Here is a 24,711-nt window from a genome sequence, read left to right on the forward strand (position 1 = left end):
TTCAAATAGATATATAACAAGAAAGGTGTTGATCTAAGACCAACACCTTTCTTCAAAAGGTAATGTTAAATAACACTTAAAAATTATTTTACTTCAAAAGTAACTTTAAGATTTACACGAAATTCAGTTACTTCATCGCCACTTACGATGACACTTTGATCTTGGACATACGCAGAGCGGATATTCTTTACTGATTTTGATGCCTGCTTTACCGCTTTTGCGGTTGCATCTTCCCAGCTTTTCTCAGAGTTGGATAATATTTCTATAACCTTTAAGACTGCCATGATGAGTGATTATTTAGTTAAAAATGATTGCATTGTAAAAATAAGTAAATTCTTTCATTTATTAAAATGTATTCACTTGAATCATAAATACATACGTAAATCATCCATTGATGGCCTCCACATGCTGTACTTTTCCGTTCAGCATTTCCTTAAGCATATTTTCGATACCATTCTTCAGCGTAAAAGTTGAAGAAGGACATCCACTGCAAGCACCTTGAAGAATCACCTTTACCGTCTTACTGTCGTGATCATAGGATTGAAATTGGATGTTCCCACCATCTGAAGCGACCGCTGGTTTCACATATTCTTCCAAAATATTTACAATCTCCTTGGAGGTATCGTCCAATGCATCAAACTCCTGCTGTTTGGCTTCTTGGGCTGCTGTCGTGTTCATCTTGGCACCAGCTACGATGATCTCCTTTCCCTCTTCGATATAGTTTCTTATAAACTCTCTGAGTTCGAGGGTAATTTCGTTCCAGTCCGCCATATCATATTTGGATATAGAAACATAATTCTCATCGATAAATATCTCCTTCACAAATGGAAAGCGGAAGAGCTCCATCGCCATTGGAGCTTCTTTTGCATCATCTATATTCTTAAACTCGGCCGGGATTGTCACGAGCCGTTTGTTTGCTACAAATTTCATCACAGACGGATTGGGGGTGCTCTCTGCATAGACCGTCACCGCAACTTTCTTTTTAGGCGCGTCCTCTGTAATGACAGTACCACCTGTATTTAAGAAGTTTTCTATCTGTGAAGCAACTTCTTCTTGCACTTCTGGCCATTCTACAATGTTAAAACGTTCTACTGCCACAAAATTTCCTGATAGAAATACCGTTTTAACAAATGGCAGATAGAATAGCTGCTGCGCAAGTGGCGAGCTCTTGGCCTCATCAATGTTCTTGAATTCAAAGCTTTGATGCTGAGTTAAGAATTCGTTTGCTTCAAATTTTATAATAGCTGGATTGCTAGTTTGCTGTGTGTTTATCGTATATTTTTTCATAGCGGACGATCTTTGTTGCAAAAATAACAAATCAATGCAAGCTGTGTATTATATTTACGACAGTTTAATAATTACAAACTAACGAATAAGCCTCATAGATTATCCAGATTATACTGAAAGAGTGCATGGCTTTTTTAAATTTAATGAATGAAGTATAAATATTGTCACCTCGTCATCTTTCTGTTTGTCTCAAGTTTCCTAAAGGCTCAAGAAGGAATCCCTGTTTATTTAGATTATTTATCAGACAACTATTATCTGGTTTTTCCTTCCATGGCAGGGGCGGGATATGGTGGAAAAGCAAGATTGACGGCAAGGCAACAGTGGTTCGATCAACAAGAGGCGCCTAATTTACAAACGGTCAATGCGCACGCAAGAGTAGGGCAGCAATCTGGTATTGGAGGTATTGTTTTCAGGGATCAAAATGGCTACCATTCACAAACCGGTGTTCAGCTTACCTATGCACATCATCTAAATTTCTGGAGAGGCAATGATAAAGAGGTGAATCAGTTATCCTTTGGGCTTAGCTTGGGAGTGATCCAAGCATCGCTGGACGAGACTAATTTCGATCCTAGAGATTTTGATCCGCTTATCGCCGGGATCAAGCAGAGTACCTCTTATTTTAATGTAGACTTCGGATTTTCCTATCATTTATTAAATCTCTACGCGCATTTCGCAGTTAAAAATCTGTTGTTTGCAAATCGAAACATCAATAGCGAAATAGAGTCGAACAATCAGCGTAACTATTTGTTGGCAGGTGGATATGTGTTTGAGGGCAAAAGAGGCTGGTCATACGAGCCATCTTTACTTTTCCAGTGGTATGAGTTTACTGGACAAGGGTCAATTGACATTAACGGTAAGGTTTACAAAGATCTAGAACAAGCTACCATTTGGGGAGGACTTTCTTATAGAAACAGTTTTGATGGGGCTCAGTTTGTCGATGGCGTTGGGGTTGGTGAGCAGCGACTGCAATTGATCTCTCCAATTATAGGATTCAATAAGAATAATTGGATGTTTGCGTATACCTATTCGTATCAAATAGGCGACATCACCTTCGATTCAGGAGGTTTTCACCAAATTACTCTAGGCTTTAACTTCTTAGAGAGTCAAAAGCCTTATGATTGTAAATGTCCTTCGGTAAACTATTAGCCTGTCGCAATAATAGATAAACATACAAGATAGAGAAAGCCCCTGATAGCAAAGGATATCAGGGGCTTTTTCAATTCAAAAAATCAACCACCTACCAACTATAATTTTTGCGTTTCGCCTGCTTCTTGATCGCTTGGATCATTACGGCCTCTAAGTTATCTTTGCTTTCTTCTTTTTGCTTAGTGGCAATATATTGCTTGCGCATGGTGTTCAGCGATTGTATCTCTCCCTGTATCTTCGCTCTTTCGACTCGTTTCTCTTCGATATAGCTCTTTATTTCCTTTTCGGATTTACCCTTTAACTCCTTTGGAAGGTCTTTTTCTTTCAGGTCAGCGATTGCGATCTCTTTGTCAGCAATGGCATCTACAAGATCCCAATTACTGTTATTATAAAGTCGAGAACTTTTGCTTACTGCCCTTTTCACTGCTACTTCTTCGTTCATAGATGCAGCGTTGGTGTCCTGAGCGGATTGTAGCTCCATTTTGGCAATCCCTCGCGAGCCATACGCGATATAGGTCTTGTTCAATCGACTGTTGAGTTTTAGTATTACTGCATCATATGGTGTTACCACATGCACGATGGCACGATTGTGGTTGATGGTCATATAATCCCCATCGCCACGGATGGCACCGTCTTGCCACATTCCCGAGATTCCCTGATCGTAGTCTCCGCAGAAAATGGTATTGACAACAACGTCCTTTTCTTTGGCATCTGCAATAGCATCTCTATAATCCACATTTCCTTGAGTGAAGGGCTCATTTCCGGCTATGAACAATAGTTTTAGGTCATCTCGGTCATTACCCCAATCCAATTGCTTTAAAGAGGTTTCTATCACTTCTCCACAGAACTCATTGCCTCCGTTGGTCGTTAATGAAAATAGCTTTTCCGAAATTTCGTCAAGATCGTTGCTAAACCCAAGAACTTGTCTTATATACCCTTCTCTGGCAGGCAGATTATCATTTCCATACTCGTAGAGTGCTATTTGTAGATTGGGTCTATCATTGCCACATTTGGCGTACGAAAGTTCATTGACGATCTCCCAGAGTTGCGCCTTCGCCTGATTGATAAGGCCATCCATGCTATTGCTGGTATCCAAAAGTAAGGCTACCTTAATAAAATGTTTATTGGTTTTAGGGCCATGAAGATTCTTAAGCGCTTCTTGATTGGAGGCATTTTCCACAAAGTCAATTTCTTTTGATCTGTCGTTGTTTTTGCATGCCATGAGCGAACTACATAGCAAGAACATGCTCCACATGACCAGGATGTTTTTTAGATTTTTCATGATGAATTATTTTAAATAAAGGGTTCTTTATTGAATTTTGAATAAAAGTATGAGGAAGATATTTCAAGAAAAATCATGAATGAGGGAAGTGTACCTTTCGATACGTAAACAAAAAGGATGAGCTAGCGAACGCCATTTTTCCGCCTATAAAAACGCATATATAGGAAATCTATGATTTTATAAGATCGCTGAAAGTACGTAAGTTTACTCGATAATCGAGATTTGAATGCTCTGAGGCTTGTGTTGAAATCAAAATGTTTGTACCAATAATTGTCTCATGGGCTGTTCCCGACGTAGTTTATCATAATTCTATAGTAGTTTATATAGTGTGAATAATTTTAGACACATACTAGTTTTGCTTGCTTTGCTGGGATCTATTACCCTTACAGCACAGGAATACCGAAACCAAACGCCAAAAGAATTTATATTGGAGGGAACGGTAAAGGTCAAAGAGAATAGAGACCCTATTCCGGATGCAGAGGTTCGTGTTGGAGGTGTTAGAACAGTTAGGACCAATGCCTTGGGGGAATTTCAGATAAGGGCAAGAATTGGAGATGAGCTTGAGGTAAGTCATCCAGCATTTGAGACGGTCTTCTATACCTTAAATACCGAAGAAGATGTGGACGTGTTGGTAGAGGGATTTGACGATGCAAATGATGTTGCTTCTTTTAAAAGAGGGACAAGAAGCAAGCGAGAGGGGACTTCGCTTACGCATCAGCAATTTATAGACTCGGCGCAGCGATATGAAAAAAAGAATATCGATAAGAGTATCGCATTTGTTGAGAATTCGATCAAGGCATTAGGAAAACGACCCGATAGGATCAAAGCAGGCTTATCTTATGAGACGCTTGGAAATATCTATGCGCATTGGGCACAGTTCGACCTTGCGGTAAACAGCTATAAAAATTCGTTACGATATACCGATAAGGCCTCGGTAAGATTGAGATTGGCAAATGCCTTGCTCAACAACAATGAGTTGGAGGCTGCGGAAGAAACATTTAAAGAGATCCTCTCAAAAACTAGACAGGTACCTTATGAAAAGATTGCTGCCTATGAAGGCCTTGGGGATGTTAAGATGGCTGCTGCCAGCTATCCTGAAGCTATAGACAATTATAACAAAGGATTGGAATTGGCCAATAAGAACCTGATCACTCCAAAGATCACCGATCTAAATTCTAAACTGGCGGAGGCCTATGCCGCAAGTGGAAATCTACCAGAGGCCAAGGGATATTTTGACAACTCCTTGAATTTGGCTAGCAGCCAAAGTCCACAGCGTTCATTGGAAGAAAAGGATAAGGTCGCCGATTTTTATGGACGAAATAATCTCTATGACGAGGAGATCGAGCTGCGCAAACAAGCGCTAGAACAAGTAGAGGATGTCGAAGGGGAGCAACATACATTTTCTGTGTCACCAACGGTTTCCGATTCTGTGACCACTCAAGCACTTAACTATAAGATCGGAAGTGCACTGCTGCTTCAGGAAAAAACCGAAGAAGCCATTCCATATCTGCAACGAAGTATCTCTGAAGCCGACAAGAAAGAAGATCTGATCGTGCAAAAGGATGCGACCAGAAAACTGTCAGAGGCATTCAAATATCAGGGAGATTTTGCCAAAGCACTAGAGAGTTATCAAAGTTATGTAGATCTAGTAGATCGCATCTATCTCAAAAAAGAGCAACAGATCTCGCAGGCAGCGAGATTTAGTCGGGATATCACAAACAAACAGAATCGCATCACCAGCTTAGAGAAGGACATTGCGCTCTCTGAGAGTCGAATGGATCTTATCTCCACGGAACAAGCATTAATATCCGAGAGCAATAAACGGCAGCAATTGATCATCTATGGTCTGGGCATTGGACTGGTATTGTTGGCGATCACGCTGTTTTTTATGAATAGAAGTATCAGGCAGCAGAAATTGGCGAATAATTTGCTCGCGCTTAGGTCGCTCCGTTCTCAAATGAATCCACACTTTATATTCAATGCGCTCAATTCGGTAAACAATTATATCGCCATGAATGATGAGCGCAATGCAAATCGCTATCTTTCAGAGTTTTCGGTATTGATGCGATCGGTTCTGGAAAATTCAGAAGAAGATTTTATCCCCCTTTCAAAAGAGATAGAGTTGTTACGACTCTATACCAAGTTGGAGCATGCGCGCTTTAAAGACAAGTTTGATTATGAGATCAAAGTGGACGAATCGTTGATGGTAGAGGAATTCGAGATCCCTCCAATGTTGCTGCAGCCTTATATAGAGAATGCCGTTTGGCATGGATTGCGATACAAAGAAAGCAAAGGACATCTATTGGTTCATTTTAAACAGGTAGACGATCAGCAGATGAAGATCATCATAGAAGACGATGGAATTGGCAGAAAACGATCTGCCGAGTTAAAGACAAAACATCAGCAGCAACAGAAATCCAAGGGGATGGGCAATATAAAAAAGCGTATAGCCATTCTCAACGATATGTATAAGGATAAGGTAGACGTCTTTTTGACGGATGTAGAGGCATCGGGAGAAGGTACACGGGTAGAATTGACATTAAAGAAGGATTAGATAAACATATAATATGGAATTGAAGGCTATCATAGTTGAAGACGAGGAGATCAGCAGACAAATTCTGACCAATTATCTTCAGAAGTATTGCCCCAAGGTGGAATTGCTGGGGGAAGCAAGAAATATCGATGAAGCGATGATTTTGATCAGAAACAATGATCTCGATCTTGTTTTTTTGGATGTCGAAATGCCATTTGGCAGTGGTTTTGACCTCCTTGAAAAGTTGAATGATAGAACCTTTGAGACCGTCTTTGTCACCGCCTATGATCACTACGCGATCGATGCTCTCAACAATCACGCATCGTACTACCTGCTCAAACCAATTGCCATCGACGAATTGATCAAGGCAGTGGATCACGTAACGGCGATAAAAGTGAAGGAGAACGCACTTCAAGATAAGATATTGACTCCAAGCTTAAGCGAGTATGGAGGAAAGATCACCATTCCCACACAAGAAGGATTTGAAGTGCTCTCTGTCGAAGACATCACCTTTTGTAAGGCAGATGATAACTATACAGAACTATTTCTTTCATCAGGGAAAAAGATCTTGGTGAGCAAAACGTTAAAATATTTTGAAGAGGCTTTGTCTCAATACCCCTTTGCAAGAGTACACAAGTCGTTTTTGGTCAACGTGAATGCTGTGGTAAAATATAAAAAGGGCAAGGGCGGAAGTGTCGTATTGGACAATGGAAAGGAGATCATGGTAAGCGCCTCCAAAAAGAAAGAACTACTCTCATATTTTCAATAATGATCATAAAAGAAATAAACGGCAAACATCCAGAATTCGGGGCAGATTGCTTCATTGCTGAAAATGCTACGATCGTAGGCGATGTAAAAATGGGCGATCATTGTAGCGTATGGTTCAATGCGGTGATCCGCGGGGATGTGCATTACATAAAGATGGGGAATAAGGTCAACGTCCAGGATGGAGCTATCATTCATGCCACCTACCAAAAATCGCCTACGAATATTGGAAATAATGTCTCTATTGGGCATAATGCCATCGTTCACGGCTGTACCATAAAAGATAATGTCTTGATCGGGATGGGAAGTATTGTTATGGATGATTGTATTGTGGAAAGCAATAGCATCATCGCTGCGGGGGCTGTTGTTACTCAAAACACGATCGTTGAGGCGGGAAGTATCTATGCGGGTATTCCAGCCAAAAAGGTAAAGAACATAAGTCAAGAACTTATTGCTGGAGAGATAGATCGTATCGCTAACAATTATGTCAAATATTCCGGTTGGTTTAAAGAATGATATTAGAAAGAGATAAAATGAAAGAAAGGCCTAACCCAATGAATATTCAGAGGGATAGGCCTTTTTATAGTTGAAAGGTTTATAGTTGGCCTTTTGTTTATGCACTGACGAGCGTGGGTTTTTTGTCGGCATTTAATTCCTGCCAGAATTCACTGTAGAAGTTATGGGTCAGCAACAACTCTTTATGACCGCCACCATGCGCAACTTTCCCATCTTCTAGTACATATATCCTGTCTGCAAAGTTTTTAAGCGTATGCAGGCGATGGGATATCAGGATAACGGTAAGCTCGTCCTTTAGTCTTTCGAGGAGTCGTAAGGTAAATTTTTCGGTGTTTCTATCCATGGCGGCGGTAGCCTCATCCAGAATTAACAGCTGTGGCCTTTTGTAAAGTACTCTGGCCAATGCCACCACCTGTCGTTGGCCTCCGGAAAGATTGATGCCTTCCTCACCAACGATGGTACCTAGCCCTTGTGGAAATTGGGAAAAGAACGGCTCAAAACCATGTTGCTGTACAAATTTGACAACATTCTCAACACTATCTTCGGTCCCCATTAAAATATTGTCCAAAACCGTACCGTTGAACAAGTGTATGTCTTGAGAAACGACTCCGATATGGTTTCGCCAGCTTTCCATAGCAATACCGTCCAAGTCCATTTTTCCATTTACGATGATATTTCCACTTTCTTTTTGGTAGAACTTTTGCAGTAGTTGCCCTAAGGTGCTTTTACCACTTCCACTTTCACCTACAATAGCCACACATTCCCCTTTATGAACCTTCATATTTACACCTTTTAGCAGTCGACTACGACCTGCGAAACGAAAGGTAAGGTCTGATATTTCTAGAGAATCGAACTTTTCAATATGAGTGCCATCTGTCACCTCTTGTTGCATGGATGCGAACTCGAACATCCGCTGAAAAGCGATTTTGGCTTCGTTGATAGGGATGGCAACCAGGGCTAAATTGGTGATTGCAGGCATAAGTGTACCGGCCATCCCAAGTACGGCCATGAGCTCTCCCAAACTCATGGCTTGTTGATATACTTGGTAGCTGCCAAAACCTAAAACAGCAATTAAGAAGAGTACTCCTGCTATTCCAGAGAATAGGGAAAGACGAATTTTAATTTTACCTAAATCAAATACCTTCTGTTGAAAATTCCCGTAGATCAATTGGTTGAGTTTTTTGAAGATATTTAGGCCATTGTGATTCTTAATACTGGCTATGCCTTGCATAGAATTGATGTAGTGACTCTCACTGGATGCATATCCCTGCATGACTTCCTTTTGGGCAGTGATGATCTTACTGTTGAAACCATAGATGATCAAGAAATAGATCGGAAGGTTGATTGTTGCGATTAGCCCTATTTTCCATGAATAATAATAAAGAAAAGAAAGCGCCACGATAGCGGATAAAATGTCGATCAATAGATTGCTTGCCAAGAATTTAATAACACGTTGTATCCTATTGGTATCATTGAGACGTGCCACCAACTCGCCGATCTTTCGAGTGTCGAAAAAGGCTTTGGGTAAGCGCAACAGCGAATCATAGAACTTGTCGATGATCCTATTATTGAAATCCTTGCTTTGACGAATTAAGAATAATTCTCTCAGTGTAGAGAATCCAACTCTCGCCATAAGCAGGAAAGACAATAACGCCAATCCTGTTAACAATCGCTTCAGGTCGTTTGATGGCAAGATATCATCGATCAGCTTTTGTGAAAAGATGGCCATCGAGGTTCCCAAAACTGCCATTGTTACACCAATGCCTATACTAATACCTAGAAGTTTGTAATCCTCCTTGAGTAATGTCAAGAACCAGACTTTCTTAGATCTTGCGATTGCTTTTGCTTTAACAAACTCATCATTTGGAGCTAAGGTCAAACAGGTTCTAGAGACCCAAATGGCCTCTAATTCTTTCGCTGATAATTCGTAGATTCCTTTGGCAGGATCACCAATCACAAACTTTCCGTTCTCATACCTGTAGCAAATGATGTAATGTTCTAATCGTTCATCAATCAGTACATGTAAAATAAGAGGTGTTCTATGGTCGATTATCGCTTGGATGTTTGCCTCGCAACCTTGCGCATCGAAACCCAATTGATTGGCTGCCTGGTATAACCCAAGCAAGGTAGTTCCCTGTCGATTGGTGCCGCTTAGTTCTCGGAGTTTTTCCAGAGAACCATCTCCTTCATAGTATTTGATCAATGATAAAAGACAAGCTACACCACAGTCGGTTTGGTCTTGTTGCCTTACAATCGTTTTTGAAATTCTTTTTTTATTTAGCATTGCTTAAGCTTTCAGCGAGATTATAAACTTTGGTGATTCCTTTGAACTTTCCCACTAACTGCTTGTTTGAATCATATACAAGTGCGAATGGAACTGACTTGGCGTCAAAGATGGTTGAAAAGGTCGCCTTATCGTCATAGAGAAAGTGAATGTTATCACCCTTCAGCGCCTTGTACTTATCTGCAAAGATAGCAATGGCGCTTTTGTTTTCATGGGAAATAAAGATCAGTTGTGTACCCTTAAAATAGTCGATGTTCTGGTTAATCTGTGCTATTTCTTCTTGACAGAATTCACATTCGCTATTGAAATAGATAAACAGGGTTTTACTTCCGATTGAGAGATTGTCATTCGTAAATTTTTCGTCATTTAAACTATAGAAGCTAAAAGCAGGAATTTGCTGAATGCGCTCCGCTGTTGCCTTCTTGTCTTTGATCTTATTGGACATTTTGAATCCAAAGAAGGCAAGCAAAGAAAGACTGAGAACGATTGAGGAGATAATGGTTATATTCTTTTTCATTATGTGTTGTTTTTGGTTTTGACATGAATGGATGCTATAATCTTCGATCATAGGATTGGAAGTATATTTATGAGACTATCAACTCATGTTTAGGGCAAAGAACATGACTGCCACAACCCAGATCAATAAGGCGGGAGTATAGCTGGTTAATACAATTTTGATTCCTGTATTGCCCTTTTCTTCTTTTAGCGCTTTATCTAGTAACAGTGCCAGCACGATCCAGTATATAATTTCAAATGCATTAATAACCTGTAGTGGATATAAAAAGTAAGGTTCTATACCTTCAGCACCTATTATACTTAACATGGACAAGGGATAAAAAACCTGTACATCCTTTAAAGTATAGTCGTCAAAAAAGAAAAGCATCCAGAACGTCTTTATTAAAGCGACTACAATGAATACAATTTCTGCTCTTAATACAATACCCCATAATTTTTTATAGCTAATTCTTTTTTCGAAAAAGAACGCGCCTATGTTGAGTATTGCTGCTATTACATGAGTTTTAATAAATAGCAATAGTGGAATCAACACATAGGCAATAAGCTGCCATTTACGCGATTCTTTGAACATTTGGTCTACCTTTTCAATTGAAAGTGTCTCGGTTAGGCTGTTGTAGACTAACTGATTGATATCCAGAAAATACTTTCCTGCCTCCATTGTAAGGAAGGTGGAGAAACAAATGATTACGAATAGGATGTGGTTGTTTTTCATCACTGAATTTTTTGATTATGTCCCTACTTTGATTTTACCCTAATTCGGTATGTCAATATAAAAATGGCAATGACCAATATGCTTAGAACAAGGTTCTGAGCTATCGAAAAAGTGACAATCTGTGTTACCTTTAATGTAAACCCGATAATCACAACTAGCCCAATGATAAATAATATTGCTTTTTTCATGAAACAAATGTTTTAAATGGGCTCTATATTATTACAGAGCCCGATTTGTTTTACATAGCGTTGGCTATCGTGTTCACAGCGCATCCAACACCGATAACTCCTCCAACAGCAGTACCTACCCAACCAACAGGATTCCATAGATTGGCAGCGACACCAACGGCATAGCCACCAGCAACTACTGCAAATCCTGCACAGAATCCATCCACGAAATCTCCACCTTGGATAGCTTCTAATTTGCTTAATTCAATTGTTTTCATTTTGTGTAGTTTAAAAGTTTAACATTTTTTATTGATTATTCATCATCACAGTCACCGCTGGCAAGACCAATGAAGGTGCCTCCTATTAATCCTATGGTCGCTCCAACGAAGAAACCTACTGGTCCACCTACTAATGTTCCAGCTACTGTTGCACCAACAGTGAATCCCATTCCTGTTTCAGGGCAAGCGCCGGCATAGATACCCTCCATTTGATTTAATTCTAAACTTTTCATAATTATTTGATTTCAATTATTATTTGTACCTACTCTAACAAAGCCTTTTCGGTTTCCGGCTATTTGTGGCCTACAAATATTGTGTCATACCTTGTCGTCAAAAGGTCGAGGTATGGTCTTCATTTTGATTAATTTTTTTGATCATTCAACCTGCCCCCGAAAGGGGAATTATATTGACCGAATTCATCAAGGTCAAACATGCTAAAATGGGCATTCCAAATAATTCGTGTTTCAGACATGTACCATCGGGTCATTTGTTCAGCACAATACAAACTATTGTGATGGTAATTATTATTGCCGCTCGGCATATCATGTTTATTAATGCACTTTGAATTTTCATTGTCTTACCGATTTTTTTTTCGTTTTTAGCCTAAGTAGGCGAAGAACTCGCTTATATAATTATTGATGTACTCGATTATCTTAATTACTAAAATTGCCATGTAGTTTGATTTTCTGAATACAAAGGAAGGCAGCAAGAAAGCACCATGCAAGCGTACCTTATCGCCATTCATGAATGAGGGGTCGTGATTCATGAATTAAGAGGAGGCACTGAATTATGGTATCGCGTAGCTTTCAACACTTTATTTATTTGCGAGTTATAAGTCTTAGAGTTATCTTTCCAGATAGGAACGACGAGCATTCTAGCTTCGTTATATTTTATTTCGATGATCCAACTGAAAATCTGTCATTCGACTTTACCTTATAAATACTGGATACTCCTTTTAATGTTGATAGTGAGATCTGGATACGGTCAAATTGAAGGGGGTCAGGTTTTAGATTCGTTATGGCAGAAGGACTATGAAGAGCTGATAAGCTTGTACAAGGAATATAATGACTCAAAGGAGAAAGCGCTTTTATATGCCTCTGCTTTTTATAAAAAGACGATGCTGGAGGCCAATGACCAAATGAAGCCGCGGGCTTTTCATTTCATGGCAAGGGAATCAAGCGATGAAGAAGCGATTAAATATTATGACAGCTTGATCGAAAGTGTAGGAAAATATTATGAGCCAAATAATTATTATCCGGCAGCGGCCTATATTAACAAGGGAAAGATCTTCTATAAAAAAAGAAATTTTAAAGAGTCGATAGATAACTATATCATCGGATACAATACCGCCAAAAAATTCAATAATCCTAATCTTATATTTATTGCCAAAAGCAATATTGGAATCCTTAAAAATCGTGCAGGTGATTTTGACCAAGCGCTTGATATTCATTTGGAAAATTTCAATTATGTCGAAGCCAATGATGAGCGAGTGGGAACTAATAACTACCTCGCGGCGCTATATTCTGTTGCGGATGCCTACAGGAACTTGAACCTATTAGACTCCGCCTCCTTTTGGAATAGAAAAGGGATAGAGGAGTCTATAATTCGGAATAATGAAAGAAGAAAGAATCATTTTATACTCAATGAGGCGGTCGTACTTCATTTACAAGGAGAATATTTAAAATCCATCGACAGCATTGAGAAGGTTTTACCTTTTATATACAACGTTGGTGATAAGCCAAATGAGGCGGTAGCACATTTTTATCTGGGAAAGAACTATTTGAATACCGATAAAGAAGCACTCGGGATTGAATATTTAAAAAAAGTTGATTTAGTTTTTCAGGAAACAAAAGATATATTGCCAGAGCTAAGCGAGGCTTATGATATTCTCACGGATCATTACAGAGAAAAAGGTGATGTGGAAAATCAACTTATCTATATCGAGAAGCTCATAGAGGTGGATAGTGCGATTACCGTGAACAACGCTTATCTGAATAAACAGATAACCGCAAAGTACGATATCCCCGAACTGATCAATGAAAAAGAAAAACTAATACAGTCTCTTAAAAATGACCAAAATTATTTAGCATTGGTCTTTTTGTTATCTGTTTTACTTCTCGTTATTATCATAGCCTATTTATATAAAAGACAAATCGTCTATAAGAAAAGGTTCAACGCAATTATCAGTGAAGATAGTGAGAATAAAAGAAAGACGGAGTCCACAGAAGAGTTGAAGACGGATTCTGGAATTCCGGAAGAGATCCTTAATAAATTGCTTGAAAAATTAAGCAAGTTTGAAAACACTGACAAATATGTGAATAAGGATGTGAGTTTGCAAACGCTTTCCAAGGATTTTGAAACAAATCCAAAATACCTCTCAATGACGATCAACTATGCCAAAAAGAAGAACTTTCCAGCCTACATAAATGATCTAAGAATCGATTACGCCATGAAAAGATTGAAAAATGACCCTTCTTTCAGAAAGTACACTGTCAAGGCTATCGCAACCGATTGTGGATTCAAAAGTGCAGAAACATTTTCCAAATTCTTCTATAAGAAGAACGGTATTTATCCCTCGTACTTCATAAAGCAACTTGATAAAATGGGTGTTTAAGTCGTTGATTCGCATGTATATAAAAGTCTTTATTCATGAATCAAGACCATAAGTGAGTTTTACACTTCCATTTTCGTAGAAGTTTTTATTAGATTTGGACCATCATATTAAATCCAAAAAACCAAAATGAAAAAAGTTAGATTCAACTCAAAATTAAGTCTAAAGAAATTTAAGATTGCTACCGTCGATAATTTATCTTCCATAAAAGGTGGTAGCCTCCCCGTTTTGGACGATGGGACTGATACGGATGGTCCAGATACCGATGACCCACTGGATCCTTGGGAAACCATCGATTTAGGTTGCGTCCCAGCCAATCTGATCAAAAAATAATTGTATTATCAATGTTCTATAAAAGAGACTTCTGATTAAATTCAAAAGTCTCTTTTATATTAAATACCTAAAAGCATGGTAAAGCGACTTTGTATTTTTCTGTTACCATTGTCCTTGATGATGGCATGTTCTACGCATACGATGATCATAGCGAGTAACGAGACAGAAAAGGAGGGGCCAATCTCTTTTACAGACAAAAATAGCTGGTGGAAACGTGATATTCAACAAGACACTATTCCAGGAGTAAGCTTAAATAGAGCCGTTTCCTATATTTCGAACAGAAAGAAAGGCGCCGATGTCATTGTTGCCGTTATCGATATGTCGGTTGACATAGGGCATCAATATCTACAAGGTAAGATGTGGGTCAATCAAGACGAAATCGTAAATAATAACATAGATGATGACGCCAATGGTTATGTCGATGATATTAATGGATGGAATTTCATAGGGCATTCCGACGGCAAAAGCACCGAATACGTAAACTATGAATACACACGTTTTTTAAGACGCTACCATGCGCTTTTTTCTGGAAAAGACAGTATTAAAAACATTAATGAAAACCCGGGACTTTTTGATGAATATACCAGAGCCCAAAAAAAATATGAGAGTCAGAGTGATTATGCAAAAAGGGATCTGCGTTCATCAAAATATTTACTGTTGTATTTTGATAAGGCAAAATTGAAGTTTGACGAATTATATCCTTCAAAGAGGCCATCGGCAGAAGAACTCTATGAGATCTATAAACAGGAGAAGACCGATAAAGAACTTGCACGGATCTACTATACCATGTTTATGATTGAGCGTCATTCATATACGAAAGAAGCCCTTCAGCAGCGTTACGATATTGCCAATGAGCGATTGGATAAGATGCTCAACAAAGATTTTGATGATAGGAAGATGATCGCCGATTCTCCCGATGATATTGAAGACAAATACTATGGTAACAATATTGTTGACTACAATACCGAGTTCCTTAGTCACGGGACACTTGTGGCGGGTATCATCGGAGCCGTCGATAGTGAGCATATTAAGATCATGCCTGTATGCATTTCGGCCTATGGTGATGAGCACGATAAAGATCTGTCGTTGGCGGTACGATATGCCGTGGATAATGGTGCCAAGGTGATCAACATTAGTTCAGGAAAAGAGTTTTCGTTACACGAAGACTGGGTGCTGGATGCCTTGAAATATGCAGAACGCAATAACGTGCTAGTAGTTACTTCAGCAGGTAATGGTGGCAACGATCTTGACCTTGCCGAAAATTACAATTATCCAAATGATACCGATAGCAAGGGCCAAGAAATGATAAGTAATTTCATTAAAGTGGGAGCATCAGGTCATAGTGTTAAAGCCAACCTCAAAAGGCCTTCCAGCAACTACGGAAAAAATGAAGTCGACCTATTTGCCCCAGGTACCGATATCCTCACAATATCTTCAAATCAAAATGGATTTGAGATAGTCAGTGGTACCTCGATAGCAACTCCTATCGTATCTGCAATAGCAGCTTTGATCTACGCTCACTACCCAAATTTATCTGCGGCGGAGGTCAAGCAGGTTCTTATGGAAAGTGGGGTAATGTATGATATCATGGTCAATGCACCTACAAAGGAAGACAAAGAACGCATGATACCCTTCTATCAATTATCCAAGTCGGGAAAAATAGTCAACGCGTACAATGCTTTGTTGATGGCGGAGAATCTTTCTAAAAAGTAAGAATGACGTTCTTTTCCAATAAGAGCTTAAAAATCTAGTTTCGCGGCGATATGATCGTCATTGAGAAACCCTTGCAAAAGATGAGCATTCGTATTAGTGTAAAAGGAGTGTTCTGCCTTCTCTTCCTCAGTATTTAACAACCCATTTTTTGTCAGGATAGCCTTTGTTTGTCTCGCTACGGCCTCTCCGGAGTCGATGATCTTTACACTTTCTGGTAAAAGTGCTCTTAACTTGGGTATCAAGTAGGGGTAATGACTGCAGCCTAGCACCAAATGGTCTATGTTGGCTTTTATCATGGGAGCAGTGTACTTCTTTAGAAGCATCTCCATTTCCTCCGTATCAATCTTTCCGGCTTCGATAAGCTCTACCAATCCAGTTCCAATTTGTTCAACAACAGATACATCACTTGCGAATAAGGCAGAGGTCTTATAAAACAATTCACTAGAAAGTGTCCCTTCGGTTGCCAAGATGCCAACCGCATTGGTTACCGTTTGCAAGGCCGCTGGTTTAATGGCGGGCTCTATTCCAATAAAGGGAACATCATAAGTCGCCCTCAAATGGTCTATGGCATTCGTCGTCGCCGTATTACAGGCGACAACGATGAGTTTGCAATGGTGCTCCAGAAGGAGCTCAGTATTCTTAATGCTAAGCGCAATGATCTTATCTTTGCCCTTTGGCCCATACGGGGCATTGGCACTATCTGCAAGATAAATGCTGCTTTCGTTTGGTAGCAAAGTGTTCACTTCATTCCATATCGAAATGCCGCCAACGCCAGAATCGAAGAAACCTATGGGGTTTGTATTTGTCATTAAATGCAAATGTATGCTTAAATTGTAAATAAGAAGACCGCCTGAAAATTTCAGGCGGTCTTTAAAAATCTATGATTTGTCGTAGAACTAGAACCCAAGTTCTTTCTTCACATCTTCCATAAGGTCTTTACCATTAGCTACAATGACCATTCCGCCGGGAGTGGTGTCCATCACAAAGGTATACCCCTGTGCTCTAGCTACTTTCTGGATAGCAACACGAGCAGATTCCATCACAGGAGTTAACATCTCCTGTTGTTTCTTTTGCAGCTCTTGTCCGGCAGCTTTTTCGGCATCACGGATGTTTTGTTGCAATGCCATCAACTCTTGTTCCTTTTTCACAACTTCTTCTTTCGTTGTTGTTGCGGGAAGATTCTTATATTCAGTCACCTTATTGTCATATTCCTTATAGACTCCGGCAAATTGAGCTTTGTAGCTCTCTTCTTCTTGGGTGAGTTTCTTTTGGGCTTCGATCATCGCAGGCATGCTACTCAACAATTCTTGGGTGTTGATATGCGCTATGTTTGTCTTTTGCGCTTGCACACCAAATGATGCAGCTACAAATACGAATAGTACTAAAATTTTTTTCATAATGATAAGGTATTAAAATCCTAATTCCTTCTTCACATCGGCCAAAAGGTCCTTACCGTCTGCTAAGATCACGCCTCCTCCATTAGAAGAGTCGATCACATAATCAAAACCTTGAGCTTTAGCTACTTTTTCAACAGCCTTCTTCGCTTGCTCCATTAAAGGTTTCAGAAGATCATCCCTTCTTTTTGAAAGGTCAGCAGCAGCATCGTTACGATACTTGGTGATCTCTTGCTCCATTTTCAGCAATTCCTCTTGGCGTGCGGCGTTGGTAGCATCTGTTTGAGATTCAGCCTCTGCACCATATTGCTTGGCCTTATTCTGATACTTGGTGAACCTATCCTGAATGTCCGCTTCATAGGTTTTGCTTAACTTTTCCAACTCTACCTGGGCGGCTTTCATCGCAGGCATCTCCGATATCAGTGTTTGGGTATTAATGTGTGCAACTTTACTTTGTGCATTTACAAAACCAGTAGCGCCAACAATCATTACCACGGCTACTAAAAAGGTTTTAAGGTGTTTCATGGGAAATATAATTAAGTGTTATAAATTTTAATGTATTATTAATTGTTTTCTTCGTTTTCTTCTGTGTTGTTATCTTCTTTTTCCTCTGCTTCTTTTGCCTTCTTTTTGGCCTCACGCTCTTCTAGCAGTTTTTTTCTTCGCTCTTCATAGGCCTTCTTTTTTTCTTCGCGCTCTTTTATCTTTGCGGCTTTTCGCTCTTCCAGCTGTCGTTGTCTTTCTGCTCGGCTATTTGCGGCCGCTTCTTTTCGGGCTTCAACCTCTGGATCGACCTCTACTTCACCGCTTTCAAAACGTTCTTTGGCCTTTGCCGTCTTGTTCGCTCTTTCGGTCTTCTTTACCTCCCTTGTGATACTTCTAAGCACTAGATCGCTTATATCATATCTTTCGGCAGAATAAAGCATCACCACGTCTGCAGATTTGTCAAAGACAAAATCGTACCTTTTGTTCTTTGCTATTTCTTGAACTGCATTAAAGACTTGGTCTTGAATCGGTTTTACGAGAAGATTCCGCTGAACGACAAGGTCGCCCTGTGGACCAAATCGGTCTTGCTGATACTCCAACATCTCCTCCTCTAGCAGCTTGATCTCTTCTTCACGTTCCTCGATCAACTCTTTGGTCAAAAGTACCTTTTCCACACTGAGGTCCTTCTTCATCTGTTCAATAGCGCTTCGCTTCTCCTCGATCTCTACTTTCCATTTTTGTACTTTGCTTTCTAACTGCGCATTCGCCTCTTGATATTCCGCTACATTTTCTAAAATATATTCCATATCTATGTAGCCGATTCTCGGGCCGCGCGCACTTTGCGCAACGATGGCCTGGCCAAACAAAGCAAGTGCAAATAATGATAAAAGAACTTTCGTTTTCATTGTTCTGGTTTGTTTATAGAAAATATCGTGCCAAAAATTAAAATTGCTGCCCAATAATGAAATGGGTCTGCCATCCGCTTGGGCTTAATTGGTCATTTGCAAAGTTATCACTATCAAAACCATAACCAAAATCAATACCCAATAATCCAAAAGCAGGCATAAAGATACGCAATCCAAATCCGGCCGAACGTTTTAAGTCAAACGGATTATACTCTCTAAAATTGTTGAAACCGGCACCTGCCTCCAAGAAAGAAAGTGCATAGATCGATGCGGAAGGTTTCAAGGTAATGGGGTATCTCAATTCTAGGGAGAATTTGTTGTAGATGGTGGATCCATTCTGGTCAGACAAGCTTTGGTTCTCATATCCACGAAGAGCGATATTCTCTCTACCATCCAACGTAAAGTTACCAAGTCCGTCACCACCAAGGTAAAAACGCTCAAAAGGTGAGTCTCCACGCGCACTGTTGTAAGAACCTAGATAGCCCATCTCGGCTCCGGTCTTTAGCACTAATTTGTCTACAAGCGAAGTATACCAATTCCCTTTGAATTTGACCTTGTAGTACTCCAGCCATTTAAAGCGTTGTTGGTCGATCTCTTCTAGTCTTTCTTGGGTTGCTGGAGTAGGTGTTTGAGACTCTAGCGCTATCCGTTCATTATTTAAGGCACTATAGTCAATTCCGTCAAAAAGTGAATACGGAGGAGTGATCTTAGCGCTTATATTGAACTCAGAACCCCTAGTTGGAAAAATTGGGTTCGTAGCGGTATTATTTCGCGACAAGGCGATGGTATATGCAAAGTTATTTGAGAATCCGTTGCTGATATTCCTAAAGAAGGAGATACGGTAATTTTTAAGGTTATAATGCTGAAAGCTCAATGCCTGTGACAACGTAAAGTAATCGTCTGGCACGCTGAGGCGCTTTGCTAATCCTATAGATAGCCCAGTGATCAAAAAACGCTCATCTTTATTCGCATTACCAGTTCTCGGGTCGAATCGAAACTGGATGGTATGTGATAGCGAGGTGGAGAACTGCACTGGTTGTTTTCCGCCCAGCCATGGTTCGGAAAACGAGAAGCTATAAGTTTGGAACAATCTACTCGCTTGCAAACGGAGCGCTAGCTTTTGCCCATCTCCCATTGGGAGCGGTTTGTATGCCTCCTTGTTAAAGATATTACGTATCGAGAAGTTGTTAAAGGAAAGCCCTAAGGTTCCAATAAAACCTCCTCCGCCATATCCTCCCTGAAGTTCTATTTGGCTCGCCCCTCTTTCGACAACGCCATATTCGATGTCTACGGTACCGTCATTTGGATTCACGTTCTTAAAATCTGGTGAGATCTGCTCTGGATCGAAAAATCCAAGCTGTCCCAATTCTCGAACAGAACGCACCACGGCATCCTTGCTATAAAGGTTTCCAGGTTTGGTTCTCAATTCTCTAAAGATCACATGATCGTTGGTACGATCGTTCCCAACAACGGTGATCTTATTAAAATATGCCGGCTTCCCTTCGGTGACACGTATTTCAAAGTCTATCGTATCATTCTTGGCAGCTGTTTCTACGGCATTGATACTAGAAAACAAGTAACCGTTATTCTGATATAGATTGGTGAGGTCCTGTGCATCTGGCTTTGAATCATCTTGGATTCTTTTTTTCAGTTCCACGCCGTTATAGACATCGCCCGTCTTAATGCCAAATACTCTGGAAAGCTGTGCGTCTGTATACACAGAGTTTCCTATAAATTTGATGTCGCCGAAATAATATCGATTACCTTCTTCCAAGTCTATATTGATGTTGATGGTGTTATCGTCGTTCACGCTCACAGAATCCTTGATGATCCGTGCATCTCTAAAACCATTTTCCTTATAACTATCGATGATCGATGCCAAATCTTCCTCATAGTCCTCTTCTATATATTTTGACTTTTTATAGAAGCGAAGAGGGTTTTTACGCTTGGTGTTCTTCATTTTCTTGCGCAATTTCTTATCGGAAAGTTGTTCATTTCCATTAAAGAGGATCTTCTTCACTTTAACCCGTTCCCCTTTGTCGATATTAACAACCATGTTCACATTGTTGCCGGTAGAGTCTGGATAGGTCGCTATGTTCGCCTTTGCATTGAGGTAGCCTTCTTTTTGGTATTTGTTGATCAAAAAATTCTTGGTCGTTGTGATAAAGCTTTCTGTGACCTTTTTTCCCTTTTTCAGATCCGTTTCTTGAATGATCTTTTCGGCTTTTCTTGGTTTGATACCTTTGATCTTAACATCCATCAAAGTGGGCAATTCTTTGATGTTTAATTCCAAAGTCACTTTGTCCCCGTCTTTGACGTCAATGATGTAGAAAGAAACGTCACTAAAAAGATTTAATTTCCAGAGCCTATTGATCACATCACTAAGTTCTTTGCCGGGAATTAGTATTTGTTGCCCCTTTCTTAGCTGAGTATATGCAATTACCGTCTGCTCGTTGAAATTCTTGATACCGGTAACTTTGATCTCTTCTATGGTATATTTTTTCCCCTTGTCAAGTGTGGTTTCTTGTGCAAGTGCCATGAAACTGGAGAAAAGAAATGTTAAGGTGATTATTAGGTAGGTGTAATTATTGCGCATTAACTGATTAGTTAAGTTGTTCACTTGTTTTTCCAAATCTTCGTTCTCTTTTTTGATAATTTAGCAAAGCACTATACAGATCTTCCTCGCTAAAATCGGGCCAAAGTACTTCGGTGAAATACAATTCGGCATACGCAATCTGCCAGAGTAGAAAATTACTGATACGATGCTCCCCACTTGTACGTATCATGAGGTCTACATCTGGTAGGTTGTGCGTGTAAAGATGCTTATTAATAATTGTTTCATCAATAGCATCTACTTGAATTATGTTATTTTTAACTTTGGTTGCAATTTCTTTAACAGCATGTTTCATCTCCTCTCTGGATCCGTAGCTCAATGCTAGGGTCAGCGTCATTCTGTTGTTGTCCTTGGTCTTTTCTATGACTTCTTGAAGTTCCTTCTGGGCTTGCGATGGCAGCGAAGAGGTGTTGCCAATGGCATTTAGTCTGATGTTATTCTCTGAAAGTGTTTTCAGCTCTTTTTTTAAGGAGGACACCAATAATCGCATCAAGGTCTCGACCTCGATCTTTGGTCTGTTCCAATTCTCAGTAGAAAAAGCGTACATCGTCAAGTTTTCGATACCCAACTCTGCACAGGCCTCAACCGTTCTTCTAACGGCCTTGGTGCCATTTTCGTGACCAAATACCCGCAACTTTCCCTTCTTTTTGGCCCATCTTCCGTTGCCATCCATGATGATAGCAATGTGCTTTGGTAGATTCTCTTTGTCTATTTGATCTTTAAAACTCATTTATCTGCATTCTTCATTATTCCTCTTCAGCACAATAACATGGTTTTTGGGTAAAGGTGTATGATAGCGTGATCCCTGCAAAAACGTACCAGTCGTCAGTATTGATGTTGCCAAATTTCAATTCGTCGAAAGGCTCTTTGTCTCTAGTTGGGTTGCTTCCGTCCAAAGCATCGGTAAAAGTGTACCTGGCCCCAACCTCGGCGCCTAAGATAAATCTTCTAGAAATGTTGGTCTTAACTCCAAGCACTATAGGTATTGCAAATGTTTTGTGGGATGCATGCCTTATCGCTTGCCCATTTTCAAAGAAAAGGGCATCATAGCCAAAGTAACTAAGGCCGGTGAAAATATAAGGGGTAACTAATCTTCTATCTTTATGCAAATTGAAATCAAAAAAGTTAAATTCGACCCCTGCTGATAATTCGGTGACCGTATTTTCAAACGAAAGCCCGCGCAAACGTCTTCCAACAATATCAGAATCTAGGTCCGAGGCTTCGATTCTGGCGTGCGAAAGACTTGCCCGATAAGAATAACGGGATCGTACGTTCCATTTGTAGAATGCGCCAAAAGCGACATTATTGGGCGATATGTAGTCTGTTGGGCCGATGTCTCCTATATAATTACTTCCACCTAAAAAAAGACCAACTTCGTTGATCTGAGCGTAGGTAACGTGCATCATAAGAAGTGAGGCTAATGCTAAGAAATGATTTCTCATAAAGTCCAAAAGTTTGCAAATATAACAATAATGGTTTCACAACTGCAATCTAAGTGCATTTGTATGTGATTGATAAACAAATTTTGAGGCTTTTTATTGTTTCTCAAACATATTTACGGTCATTAAAGTTCGGTGGACCTTAAAGTGTCTGTCTTTGGCTAATTTCTTCTGTCGGCGCCCCACAATAATTTTTTCCTCAATGTCTTAAAGAAACTCTGATCATGGAGCTGTGTCATTTTAATGTTGAAAGGGGCGCGTTCGATGATCAAGGTGGTATTGTTTCTAATGGTGAAAATTCGAGAATCTAGGGATACCAAATGATGATCTTCCCTACCTGAGGCTTTCAACATGATTTTGGTACTATCGGGAATGACCAATGGGCGTGCATTTAAGTTATGTGGTGCTATCGGAGTCAGCACAAAGCTGTTGGTGTTTGGGGTGATGACCGGTCCGCCGCAGCTTAAAGAGTATCCTGTGGATCCTGTAGGGGTAGCAATGATAAGACCATCAGCCCAGTAGTTGGTAAGATACTCGTCGTTGAGATAGGTTTCTACCGTGATCATCGAAGTTGTATTCTTCCTGCTGATGGCGATCTCGTTCAAGGCAAAGTTGAGCTGCCCGAAATCTTTCTTTCCATTCGTTGTGCTGATCGATAATAGGCTCCGTTCTTCTAGCGAAAATCGTTTTGCAAAGATCTCTTTTGTTGCGACCTCGATATCTTCCGTCTGTAGTGTCGCCAAAAAACCAAGTCTTCCAGTATTGATACCCATAATTGGGATGCCAAGGTCCTTTACATAGGTAATGGCCCTTAGGATGGTGCCATCGCCACCAATGCTAAATAAAAGGTCAAAGCTTTTATCCAGCTTGGAAAAGCAACCATAGCGGTTATCTATAGATGACATCTTCAATTTATGGAGATAGTCTTCCTCTATAAATATATCAGCACCCATGGCCGATAGGGAAGTTAATAGTTTGTCTACACTTTTAACGGCAACCTTTTGATACGCTTGTCCATAAATAGCGATCTTCATACTAAATGTTGAGATATTTATTAAGGTATTCAGATCGTTCTTTCAGGTCTTCTAAATAGGTGTCATCCTCCACTCCCGAAATGATCTGATAGCTATACCGTCGGAATGTTTGAATGATCTCATTGAGGCCCTGCTGGGCTATTTTCATGGTGATCTGTACCACATCCTCCCTGATTTCAGAAATAAAGAGACCTAAGACCTTGCCATTATTCGATTCGACGATCTGTGTCACTTCGCTGAACGAGTAGTCCTTGATGCCTTTTTCTACGATCAAGATCCCACCAGCCTCATTGAGGAAAGGAGTTTCGTTAAACTGACTAAGGATGTCTACAAGCTCATAATAGCCGATATACTTTTCAACATCATCAAGCACCGGTACGATATTGGTCTCGTTCTGTGCGAAAGTTTCCAAGACATCAAGCCAATTCGTTCCTTTATGAACCGAAAAATGATCCAGTGCATATTGATAATCGCCGAGTATTTTGCCATTTTCAAAACCTCGAGAATCATTTTCGCATAAACATCCCAAAAGCTGTCCGTCATCCACAATTGGAATGTGGGTGAAAGTGAGGCGTTCAAAGAGCGACTTGGCATCTTCTGACTTCGTGCTCAGAGAAAGCGCTTCAACATCGTTAGAAATATACGGATGAATATTCATTGAAAAACTTATGGTCTTAAGGTGCAAATTAATTAAAA

At 40.0% G+C, this 24,711-nt stretch carries 24 protein-coding genes; 7 read left to right on the top strand and 17 right to left on the bottom strand.

Going from position 1 to position 24,711, the window contains the following annotated elements; all coding sequences use genetic code 11:
- Positions 1 to 83: 83 nt before the first annotated feature.
- Both ACFQ1M_RS15550 and ACFQ1M_RS15555 read right to left on the bottom strand, forming a co-directional pair.
- On the bottom strand, positions 84 to 284 hold the full coding sequence (locus tag ACFQ1M_RS15550; protein WP_386409837.1) for a dodecin family protein: 201 nt from the start codon (positions 282 to 284) through the stop codon (positions 84 to 86).
- 100 nt (positions 285 to 384) lie between these two features.
- A complete protein-coding gene (locus ACFQ1M_RS15555) occupies positions 385 to 1,287 on the bottom strand; it encodes a NifU family protein (RefSeq protein ID WP_386409839.1) in 903 nt (300 codons plus the stop codon).
- 147 nt (positions 1,288 to 1,434) lie between these two features.
- On the opposite strand from ACFQ1M_RS15555, the gene ACFQ1M_RS15560 reads away from it, so the two are divergent.
- Positions 1,435 to 2,433, top strand: coding sequence for a PorP/SprF family type IX secretion system membrane protein (locus tag ACFQ1M_RS15560; protein WP_386409841.1), 999 nt, complete (start codon positions 1,435 to 1,437; stop codon positions 2,431 to 2,433).
- A 91-nt stretch (positions 2,434 to 2,524) separates the two neighbouring features.
- On the opposite strand, the gene ACFQ1M_RS15565 is transcribed toward ACFQ1M_RS15560, so the two are convergent.
- Complete coding sequence (locus tag ACFQ1M_RS15565) at positions 2,525 to 3,715, bottom strand: vWA domain-containing protein (RefSeq protein ID WP_386409843.1); 1,191 nt, start codon at positions 3,713 to 3,715, stop codon at positions 2,525 to 2,527.
- Positions 3,716 to 4,079: 364 nt separating this feature from the next.
- Here ACFQ1M_RS15565 and ACFQ1M_RS15570 point away from each other — a divergent pair, with 364 nt between their 5' ends.
- From ACFQ1M_RS15570 to ACFQ1M_RS15580, 3 genes are read left to right on the top strand one after another with little or no spacing between them, the layout of a single operon-like run.
- Complete coding sequence (locus tag ACFQ1M_RS15570; RefSeq protein ID WP_386409845.1) at positions 4,080 to 6,269, top strand: histidine kinase; 2,190 nt, start codon at positions 4,080 to 4,082, stop codon at positions 6,267 to 6,269.
- Between the two features lie 13 nt (positions 6,270 to 6,282).
- Positions 6,283 to 7,017, top strand: a complete 735-nt coding sequence (locus tag ACFQ1M_RS15575) for a LytR/AlgR family response regulator transcription factor (RefSeq protein ID WP_386409847.1) — start codon at positions 6,283 to 6,285, stop codon at positions 7,015 to 7,017.
- On the top strand, positions 7,017 to 7,529 hold the full coding sequence (locus ACFQ1M_RS15580) for a gamma carbonic anhydrase family protein (protein WP_386409849.1): 513 nt from the start codon (positions 7,017 to 7,019) through the stop codon (positions 7,527 to 7,529). The genes ACFQ1M_RS15575 and ACFQ1M_RS15580 overlap by 1 nt, the downstream gene beginning before the upstream one ends.
- A 97-nt stretch (positions 7,530 to 7,626) precedes the next feature.
- Here ACFQ1M_RS15580 and ACFQ1M_RS15585 read toward each other — a convergent pair whose 3' ends face one another.
- From ACFQ1M_RS15585 to ACFQ1M_RS15605, 5 genes are all read right to left on the bottom strand, one after another.
- Positions 7,627 to 9,813, bottom strand: a complete 2,187-nt coding sequence (locus ACFQ1M_RS15585; RefSeq protein ID WP_386409851.1) for a peptidase domain-containing ABC transporter — start codon at positions 9,811 to 9,813, stop codon at positions 7,627 to 7,629.
- The gene (locus ACFQ1M_RS15590; protein ID WP_386409853.1) at positions 9,803 to 10,330 is read right to left on the bottom strand and encodes a TlpA family protein disulfide reductase; all 528 of its coding nucleotides are present in this window, start codon (positions 10,328 to 10,330) and stop codon (positions 9,803 to 9,805) included. The genes ACFQ1M_RS15585 and ACFQ1M_RS15590 overlap by 11 nt, the downstream gene beginning before the upstream one ends.
- A 78-nt stretch (positions 10,331 to 10,408) precedes the next feature.
- The gene (locus ACFQ1M_RS15595) at positions 10,409 to 10,987 is read right to left on the bottom strand and encodes a hypothetical protein (protein ID WP_386409855.1); all 579 of its coding nucleotides are present in this window, start codon (positions 10,985 to 10,987) and stop codon (positions 10,409 to 10,411) included.
- Positions 10,988 to 11,279: 292 nt separating this feature from the next.
- Positions 11,280 to 11,486 carry a hypothetical protein gene (locus ACFQ1M_RS15600; protein WP_386409857.1) on the bottom strand — a complete coding sequence of 69 codons (207 nt, stop codon included), beginning with the start codon at positions 11,484 to 11,486 and terminating at the stop codon, positions 11,280 to 11,282.
- Positions 11,487 to 11,521: 35 nt separating this feature from the next.
- Positions 11,522 to 11,719 (bottom strand): hypothetical protein, encoded by a 198-nt coding sequence (locus ACFQ1M_RS15605; protein ID WP_386409859.1) that lies wholly within the window; start codon positions 11,717 to 11,719, stop codon positions 11,522 to 11,524.
- Positions 11,720 to 12,444: 725 nt separating this feature from the next.
- Between ACFQ1M_RS15605 and ACFQ1M_RS15610 the strand changes: the two genes are divergently transcribed.
- The 3 genes from ACFQ1M_RS15610 (at position 12,445) to ACFQ1M_RS15620 (ending at position 16,143) form a co-directional block, all read left to right on the top strand.
- Positions 12,445 to 14,100 carry a helix-turn-helix domain-containing protein gene (locus ACFQ1M_RS15610; RefSeq protein WP_386409861.1) on the top strand — a complete coding sequence of 552 codons (1,656 nt, stop codon included), beginning with the start codon at positions 12,445 to 12,447 and terminating at the stop codon, positions 14,098 to 14,100.
- 126 nt (positions 14,101 to 14,226) lie between these two features.
- A complete protein-coding gene (locus ACFQ1M_RS15615) occupies positions 14,227 to 14,430 on the top strand; it encodes a hypothetical protein (RefSeq protein ID WP_386409863.1) in 204 nt (67 codons plus the stop codon).
- Between the two features lie 75 nt (positions 14,431 to 14,505).
- Positions 14,506 to 16,143 carry a S8 family serine peptidase gene (locus ACFQ1M_RS15620; RefSeq protein ID WP_386409865.1) on the top strand — a complete coding sequence of 546 codons (1,638 nt, stop codon included), beginning with the start codon at positions 14,506 to 14,508 and terminating at the stop codon, positions 16,141 to 16,143.
- A 26-nt stretch (positions 16,144 to 16,169) separates the two neighbouring features.
- Here ACFQ1M_RS15620 and murI read toward each other — a convergent pair whose 3' ends face one another.
- The 9 genes from murI to ACFQ1M_RS15665 form a co-directional block, all read right to left on the bottom strand.
- On the bottom strand, positions 16,170 to 16,952 hold the full coding sequence (murI, locus tag ACFQ1M_RS15625) for a glutamate racemase (RefSeq protein ID WP_386409867.1): 783 nt from the start codon (positions 16,950 to 16,952) through the stop codon (positions 16,170 to 16,172).
- Between the two features lie 87 nt (positions 16,953 to 17,039).
- A complete protein-coding gene (locus ACFQ1M_RS15630; protein ID WP_386409869.1) occupies positions 17,040 to 17,540 on the bottom strand; it encodes an OmpH family outer membrane protein in 501 nt (166 codons plus the stop codon).
- 12 nt (positions 17,541 to 17,552) lie between these two features.
- Positions 17,553 to 18,062, bottom strand: coding sequence for an OmpH family outer membrane protein (locus ACFQ1M_RS15635; protein ID WP_386409871.1), 510 nt, complete (start codon positions 18,060 to 18,062; stop codon positions 17,553 to 17,555).
- 38 nt (positions 18,063 to 18,100) lie between these two features.
- Positions 18,101 to 18,928: an OmpH family outer membrane protein gene (locus ACFQ1M_RS15640; protein WP_386409873.1), complete on the bottom strand. Its 828-nt coding sequence runs from the start codon at positions 18,926 to 18,928 to the stop codon at positions 18,101 to 18,103.
- 37 nt (positions 18,929 to 18,965) lie between these two features.
- The gene (gene bamA, locus ACFQ1M_RS15645; RefSeq protein WP_386409875.1) at positions 18,966 to 21,524 is read right to left on the bottom strand and encodes an outer membrane protein assembly factor BamA; all 2,559 of its coding nucleotides are present in this window, start codon (positions 21,522 to 21,524) and stop codon (positions 18,966 to 18,968) included.
- Positions 21,525 to 21,531: 7 nt separating this feature from the next.
- On the bottom strand, positions 21,532 to 22,272 hold the full coding sequence (locus ACFQ1M_RS15650; protein ID WP_386409877.1) for an isoprenyl transferase: 741 nt from the start codon (positions 22,270 to 22,272) through the stop codon (positions 21,532 to 21,534).
- Between the two features lie 16 nt (positions 22,273 to 22,288).
- Positions 22,289 to 22,984 carry a type IX secretion system protein PorG gene (porG, locus tag ACFQ1M_RS15655; RefSeq protein WP_386409879.1) on the bottom strand — a complete coding sequence of 232 codons (696 nt, stop codon included), beginning with the start codon at positions 22,982 to 22,984 and terminating at the stop codon, positions 22,289 to 22,291.
- Between the two features lie 158 nt (positions 22,985 to 23,142).
- Positions 23,143 to 24,015 (bottom strand): NAD kinase, encoded by an 873-nt coding sequence (locus tag ACFQ1M_RS15660; RefSeq protein ID WP_386409881.1) that lies wholly within the window; start codon positions 24,013 to 24,015, stop codon positions 23,143 to 23,145.
- A 1-nt stretch (position 24,016) separates the two neighbouring features.
- Complete coding sequence (locus ACFQ1M_RS15665) at positions 24,017 to 24,673, bottom strand: CBS domain-containing protein (protein WP_386409883.1); 657 nt, start codon at positions 24,671 to 24,673, stop codon at positions 24,017 to 24,019.
- Between the last annotated feature and the right edge of the window lie 38 nt (positions 24,674 to 24,711).

This window comes from Sungkyunkwania multivorans, assembly GCF_042675645.1.
Classification (GTDB): domain Bacteria; phylum Bacteroidota; class Bacteroidia; order Flavobacteriales; family Flavobacteriaceae; genus Sungkyunkwania; species Sungkyunkwania multivorans.